This is a genomic window from Streptomyces sp. NPDC048473 (assembly GCF_043200155.1).
Classification (GTDB): Bacteria; Actinomycetota; Actinomycetes; order Streptomycetales; family Streptomycetaceae; genus Streptomyces.
On record NZ_JBICXE010000124.1, the window covers coordinates 1 to 6,385 of the forward strand.

Sequence of the window (6,385 nt, forward strand, 5' to 3'; positions counted from 1 at the left end):
CACTCCGCGCACCGCTCGAAGACGGTCCGCACCTGGGTCGCCGCCCATCCCGATGCCGTCGAACTGCACTTCCTGCCCCCGTACTCGCCGGAGCTGAACCCCGACGAGCTGGTCAACGCCGACCTCAAGCACAGCTTGCCCAAAGGCCACCGGGCCCGGAACCAGGCTGAACTCGCCGCCGAGACCCGCCGGTTCTTCCGCAGACGCCAGCGCCAGCCCCACATCGTCCGCGGCTACTTCCACGGCCCCCACGTCCGCTACACCCTCAACGAGAACCCATTGAGTTTCTGATCAATATGCCCCTACGAGGCTTTCCGCGAGCAGTACCGGGAACTCGCCGAACACCGTCACGCCCGCCGGTACGGCGTCCAGCAGGTCGGCGGGCAGAGCAGGGTTCTTCTCGGCCAATGAGGTCAGCGCGTCGGCGAGGGGGGCGGGATATCCGCCGCTCAACGCCACGTCGACCGCCATGGGCGAGACGCCGGGCAGCAGGGACAGCAGCTCGGTCAGGCGCTCCCACACCTGCGGACGCGTGTGCGCGGCGCGCGCCAGCACGGTGAGCGCCCGCCGGTCCTGCTCCTCCGTCGTCTCCATCAGCGTTCCCAGGAGGAACCGGGGGGTGACAACAGTGGCGATCAGTTCCTCCGCCGGCGAGTCCGGAAGCAACTCGCTCCAGTACGGCGCCTGTTCGGATGCGGCAGGTGGGTACAGATCACGCAACCACTCGGCGACCCGGATCCGGAGAGCGGGATCCTCCAGCGCGTTGATGTGCCCGAGCGCGGCAAGGGCCGCCTCCTCGTCGGCGGCGCCGCAGAGGAGGGCGGTGGCCGCGGCGCTCGCCACCACTTCAGCAGACAGCCCCAGCTTGTATTCGTCCGAAGAACCTCGCAGGTAGGCCAGTTCGCGACCGACGAGCAGCTCTTCCGCACGCCCGGTCAGGCCGAGCAGACCGGCCAGTACCGAAGTCTGCAGCGCACCGGGCAGGTGCGCCTCGGCCGAGAGCCCGTTCCGGAAGTCCTCGTCCAGCGGCGGGCAGGGCTCTCCCAGGGCGGTCAGCGCGGCCGCGTAGTCGTGCGCGGCGTCCCGTACGGCGTCCGCGTGTGCGGATTCCGTACGGTCCGGCGCCGCGAGCTCCTCACTCGTATCGGCTTCGGACCGCAGCTCGTCCCACCACCCGTCTTGCGTGCGGGCGAGCAACAGCACGCGAATCGGCGCGGCCGACGGGCGTGCGTTCGCCGCATCCAGGATCCGAGCCACTTGCCAGCGCCGAGGATGGCCGCCGCTTCGAGCACATCCTGGCCGGCACCGGATTCCGCACCGACCCTCGCGCGCACGCCGAGGCGGCACAGGTGCTCGGCCGCCCGGTCGTCACCCTTGAGCTGGTCGACCCGCGCTACTACCACCTGGATACCGCGCTCTGCGTGCTCAGTGAAACCGAAATCATGTACTACCCCGGCGCCTTCTCGCCCGAGAGCCTCAAGACGCTGCAGGATCTCTACCCGGATGCCGTGCTCGCCACCGACGAGGACGCCGCAGCCTTTGGTCTGAACGCCGTCTCCGACGGCCGCCGAGTCGTTCTGCCGGAGGCTGCCACGCGCCTGGCCGAGAGCTTGCGCGAGCGAGGCTTCGAGCCGATCGGTATCGACATCACCGAACTGCTGAAGGCCGGCGGCAGCGCCAAGTGCTGCACCCTGGAACTCCGCAGCGCGGACTCGTGACCGCCTGAGACGGACGGAGCCTCCCGGGTCACGGGACGTGCTCAGCCCGTCAACTCGGTGATCAGTGACGTTGCTTGCCCGATGAGGGCCACCTCGCGCGGGCTCATCGTCGGGTTGGCCGCGCGGTGCGAGGCGGCTTCGGCGAGATGGTGGGCGGGGATGCCGCCGGAGGTGGACAAGTGCGGCACCAGGGCGTTCAGCAGGGCGCGGGCGCCCGCCGACACGGGGGACCGGGGATCGACCGCGACCTGGGCGAGGATCAGGGACGACATGGCCCGGTCCGCGGCCGGTGCGCCCTCCCTGGTGTTGCTCCAGTCGATCACCACCGGGCCCCGGTCCGTCAGCATCACGTTGTCCGGATGCAGGTCGAGATGGAGGATCCGGTCCTCGGGGTGCGGGGAGAGCCGGGCGGGGACGGTGTGCAGTTTGTCGAGGAGACCGGCGAGCATGGCGCCCGCCCCGGCCGCGGAGAGATCGCCGGACAGCAGGGAGTGCAGCATCGTCGGGCCGGTCAGACGTTGCAGCACCAGGTCGCAGGGGGCTGACGCGGCGTCGCGGGGGCCGAGCCGGGGGACCGGGTAGCCGTGGGCGCTGAGGTAGGACATGACCGTCCACTCATGGGTGGCGTCCATGCCGTCGCGGTAGCGGCGCAGGACCCACTTCTCATCGAGCGCGTACACATCGGCGGATCGTCCGGTGCCCAGCAGCTCACCTATTCGCATGGGACGAACCTATGGGTACGGGCGGCGGCACGGGGAGATCACCAGCGCATATGGACGTCCTCGGCCCAGCCGAGGAGCCGGTCCACGGCGATCTCGTGGCCCTCGTCGTCCCGGATGAGGCCGGTGTAGTGGCCGAAGCACTGGTCGGTGCGGTTGGCGATCAGACCGGCGTCGGTGCGGGTGGAGCGGTTGTGGAAGGGGGTGAAGGTCAGGTCCACCAGGGGCCGGCCGCCCGCCGATGTGATGGTCCACGGGGCCATGAAGTCGGTGGGCGACCAGTGCCACTCCAACTCCTCGCCGATCTTGGTGAGCCGTCCGTCCACGCAGAGCGCGTTCTCGGTGGCGCCGGTGCCCCGCGTCCAGCGGCCGCCGAACTGCAGCCCCACCGTGTGACCGCCCGTACGGCCCGAGGCGGCCCCCCAGTTCCAGTCGACGGAACGCGGCCACCTGCCCCGGCCGTGGTCGAGCACGGCCCAGGCGTCCTCGCCGAACTCCAGGATCCTGTCCCCGATCCGGACCGTGCCGGAGGCGGGGCGGGCCGTGTGCTTCGACGTGTACTGGAAGTGGCGCTCGCTCCACGGCACGACGACGGACAGCGTTTCGTGGCCGGTGGGCGCAGAGGCGAAGAGGTCGGCCTCCACGGTCTCCTTGGCGTCCCCCGGTGACGAGGACGGGGTCAGGCAGCGGGCCCGCAGGCGGGTGCCTCCGTTCTCCTCGCGGATCTCGATCCTGACCTTGCCGCCGGTGGGGCGCTGTGGACCGACTGCCACGGCGGGGGAGCCGGCCGTGCCTGCGATCGTCTCCGGGAGATGGACACCGCGGCCGCCGGGCACGATCGCGGTGCGCTCGAACTCGCGGCCACCCGCCCCGTACTCCAGTACGTACACCGTGTTCAGGGCCAGGAAGTCCAGGTCGCTCACGGTCAGTGCGACGAGATGCGTCGGAGTGGTCACACACCAGTACTCCCACCGCTTGGTCCGGCCCCAGCCCCGCAGATTCGCCCGGTGCAGCGGCTGCCTGGACCATCCGCGGGCCGCCGGGTTCAGCCGGCCGTCCGGCAGGCACAGGTCGACGGGCTCGGTGATCTCGCGTTCGTGCGTGGCCATGCGTGGAGCCTAGGGCGTGTGCGGCGGATCGAGGGCGGACAGGCCCCGGCGCCGCTGGTCATGGGCCCCATGACGCGAAGTGAGGGGGAGAACGGGATCTCCTGAGGCTGACGTGTACGCGGCTACCTTGGCGGCAATTCCCCCCAAGTCAAGGAGAGTTCCGTGGAGAGATTCCACCCTCCGCAGACGTGCCCTGGCCGCGTGTACCGCCACCGTGGCCGTCGGCGTGCTCGCGCGGGCCGGACCGACCGGCAGCGCATCCGCCGATCCCGCCCCCCACCGCCCCACCCCACCCCACGCCCACCGCCGCAGGCAACGGCCGGCTCTCACCCGGTCTGCTGAAGGCCATGCCCTCGTCGTCGGCGCCGTCCCGCTGCTCGCCGGCGGCGGGATCGCGTACCGATGTCTGCAGGCGCACTCGGCCATCACCGGCTGGGAGCCGCCGAACGTCCCCGCGCTGTGGGAACGCGGGTAGCTACGCAGCGCAGCGGAGGCGTACCACCGCTGCGCGGGCGTGCCCCGGGGACTCCCTGGCGGGGCGCGCGCCGCGCTCGGCCGGGGCCGGAGAGTCTCCGGTCCGGGCCCTTCCGCGGACGGGTGCGGCCGCGCCCGGTCCGGGGGGCGGGGGCCGGGCTGCGGAGTAGCCTGGATGTGTACGGCTCCCGGTGAGCCGCCGTTGTCGGCCTGCGCATCGAAGGGGGCCGTTACCGCATGGACACCCTGGTCACCGTCGTGGTCGTCGTCGCGATGATCGCGATCGCAGCGTTCGTCATTCATCTGCTCAATGCCCGGCACCGGCATCAGCATCTGCGCCCCGCGCACTACGACCACGGGCTGGCCGGGTTCGGCGAGGGACCGGGCGTCCGACCTGCTCCGGGGCCTGTTCCGGGGACGGACACGGGTGAACAGCGGGGGAGCGGTGGGCCCGCCACTCCGGACTCCGGCGGTTGATCCGCACGCATGTGGCGGGCTACTTCGCGTCCGAGTAGCGCTCCACCACCGCCGTCGTGAACGGAAAACGCACCGGCGTCTCACCGAAGGCGGTCCGCCCGGCCAGCTCACCGGCCGCCCGGATCGCCTCCACGACCGCCTCGGCCTCCTCCTGTGGGCAGTGCACGATCACCTCGTCATGCTGGAAGAAGACCAGCTCGGCCCGGAGACCGGCGGAGCCGAGCGCCTGGCGCAGGGCGGCCAGGAGCAGCAGCGCCCAGTCCGCGGCGCTGCCCTGCACCACGAAGTTACGGGTGAAGCGGCCCCGGGCGCGGGCGTTCGACGATGCGTAACCAGGGGTGAACTCGCCGTCGGCGGAGGGCTGTTCGGCGCTTTCCTGCGGGATGCCGGCCTCTTCGTCCTCCCCGCTCCCGGCCGCGGGGGGACTGGTCCGTCCCAGCCACGTGCGTACGAGACGTCCTTCCTCACCCGCCTTCGCCGCATCGTCGACATAGGCCACGGCCAGCGGAAATCTTCGGCGCAGGGCTGCCAGGTTCTTCAGGCCGTCGCCCGAGGTCTGGCCGTAGATCGCGCCCAGCAGGGCGAGCTTGGCGTGGTCCCGGTCACCGAGGAAGGCCCGGTCCGACAGTGCCGTGTAGAGATCGCCGTCATGGCCCGCCACCTCCATCAGGCCGCGGTCGCGGGAGATCGCGGCCAGGACTCTGGGCTCCATCTGGTCGGCGTCCGCGACGACGAGGCGCCAGCCCTCGTCTGCGACGACCGCCTGCCGTATCACCTTGGGGATCTGCAGCGCTCCTCCGCCGTTGGTCGTCCAGCGGCCGCTGACCGTGCCGCCCGGCTGGTACTCGGGGCGGAAGCGGCCGTCGCGCACCCAGTCCTGGAGCCAGCTCCAGCCGTGCGCCGTCCAGATCCGGTACAGCTTCTTGTACCGGATGAGGGGCTCCACCGCCGGATGGTCCAGTTCCTCCAGCTCCCAGCGCCGGGTGGACTTCACCTTGATGCCGGCCTGCGCGAACGCCTTCACCACGTCGGCGGGGAGGTCGGGGCGGACCCGTCTGCCGAAGGCGGCCGACACCTCGTCGGCCAGCTCGGCCAGCCTGCGGGGCTCGCCGCCGCCCGCGTAACGCTCGCCGAGCAGTTCGTGGAGCACGTCCCGGTGGACGTCGGCGCGCCAGGGGAGGCCGGACCGGTTCATCTCGGCGGCGACCAGCATGCCGGCCGATTCGGCGGCCGTCAGCAGGCGCATCCTGCCCGGGTGCTCGGAGGCGTCGTGGCGGCGGAGCTGGTCGGCGTACACCTGGAGCAGGTCGTCGAAGGGCAGGTCCGTGCCGGACTGCGGCTCGAAGAGGGAGGACTGCGAGCCGGGCTCGGCGGAGCGGGGCGGAGGATCGGGGGGTACGGGGGCGTTGCGCAGGCGAGCGTGGGCGGCGGCTGCGGAACGGGGTTCGCCGAGACGGCCCTCGTGGGCGAGGAGGAGGGATTCGGCGACCTCGATGTCGTAACAACGGGCCACGGGGACGCCGGCCGCGAGCAGGCGCGGGTAGATCTCGGCGGTGGACCGCCAGACCCAGCGTGTGACGTCCGGGCGGGAGCGGACGGCCTCCACGAGGTCGGGTTCGGCCAGGACCGGGGTGGTGGGCAGGCCGGTGGAGTCCAGCGGGGCGAGGAGGGCGCCGCCGGTCTCTGTGGTGGCCAGAGCCCAACGTTCGGTCATGTGGTCGAGTCTGGCACCCGGCACTGACAAGGGGGCGGGGGCGCGGGACGGGATGGGGTGGGGGGGGGGGGGGCCCCCCCCCCCCCCCCCCCCCCCCCCCCCCCCCCGCGGGGGGGGGGGGGGGGGGCCCCCGGGGGGGGGACAACGAGCACGCCCGCAAAAACGGGGGGTGGG

At 72.0% G+C, this 6,385-nt stretch carries 6 protein-coding genes and 2 pseudogenes; 4 read left to right on the forward strand and 4 right to left on the reverse strand.

The window, feature by feature from the left end; genetic code table 11:
• Window positions 1–291, forward strand: a 291-nt coding sequence (locus ACGFU7_RS47335; protein ID WP_393704935.1) for a transposase, incomplete at its 5' end; no start/stop codon positions are given.
• Here the strand turns inward: ACGFU7_RS47335 and ACGFU7_RS47340 are convergent.
• A complete protein-coding gene (locus ACGFU7_RS47340; protein ID WP_393704937.1) occupies window positions 292–1,203 on the reverse strand; it encodes a hypothetical protein in 912 nt (303 codons plus the stop codon). It abuts the gene before it with no gap.
• A gap of 89 nt (window positions 1,204–1,292) precedes the next feature.
• Between ACGFU7_RS47340 and ACGFU7_RS47345 the strand changes: the two are divergent.
• Window positions 1,293–1,718: pseudogene (locus ACGFU7_RS47345) on the forward strand (dimethylarginine dimethylaminohydrolase family protein); the annotation flags it as partial.
• Between the two features lie 41 nt (window positions 1,719–1,759).
• Here the strand turns inward: ACGFU7_RS47345 and ACGFU7_RS47350 are convergent.
• Together ACGFU7_RS47350 and ACGFU7_RS47355 are read right to left on the reverse strand one after the other, a co-directional pair.
• Window positions 1,760–2,440 (reverse strand): phosphotransferase, encoded by a 681-nt coding sequence (locus ACGFU7_RS47350; RefSeq protein ID WP_393704939.1) that lies wholly within the window; start codon window positions 2,438–2,440, stop codon window positions 1,760–1,762.
• A gap of 38 nt (window positions 2,441–2,478) precedes the next feature.
• Entirely contained in the window at window positions 2,479–3,546 is a 1,068-nt protein-coding gene (locus ACGFU7_RS47355; protein WP_393704940.1) for a DUF2804 domain-containing protein, read from the reverse strand.
• A 385-nt stretch (window positions 3,547–3,931) separates the two neighbouring features.
• Here ACGFU7_RS47355 and ACGFU7_RS47360 point away from each other — a divergent pair.
• Both ACGFU7_RS47360 and ACGFU7_RS47365 read left to right on the forward strand, forming a co-directional pair.
• Window positions 3,932–4,021, forward strand: a pseudogene (locus ACGFU7_RS47360) (carbohydrate-binding protein); the annotation flags it as partial.
• A gap of 236 nt (window positions 4,022–4,257) precedes the next feature.
• Window positions 4,258–4,497 (forward strand): hypothetical protein, encoded by a 240-nt coding sequence (locus tag ACGFU7_RS47365; RefSeq protein WP_393704942.1) that lies wholly within the window; start codon window positions 4,258–4,260, stop codon window positions 4,495–4,497.
• A 19-nt stretch (window positions 4,498–4,516) separates the two neighbouring features.
• Here the strand turns inward: ACGFU7_RS47365 and ACGFU7_RS47370 are convergent, their stop codons facing one another.
• Window positions 4,517–6,211: a bifunctional 3'-5' exonuclease/DNA polymerase gene (locus tag ACGFU7_RS47370; protein ID WP_393704944.1), complete on the reverse strand. Its 1,695-nt coding sequence runs from the start codon at window positions 6,209–6,211 to the stop codon at window positions 4,517–4,519.
• Window positions 6,212–6,385: the final 174 nt, after the last annotated feature.

Coding starts and splice junctions, on each gene's coding strand:
- ACGFU7_RS47350 (WP_393704939.1), bottom strand. CDS start 2,440: ATGCGAATAGGTGAGCTGCTGGGCACCGGACGATCCGCCGATGTGTAC.
- ACGFU7_RS47355 (WP_393704940.1), bottom strand. CDS start 3,546: ATGGCCACGCACGAACGCGAGATCACCGAGCCCGTCGACCTGTGCCTG.
- ACGFU7_RS47365 (WP_393704942.1), top strand. CDS start 4,258: ATGGACACCCTGGTCACCGTCGTGGTCGTCGTCGCGATGATCGCGATC.
- ACGFU7_RS47370 (WP_393704944.1), bottom strand. CDS start 6,211: ATGACCGAACGTTGGGCTCTGGCCACCACAGAGACCGGCGGCGCCCTC.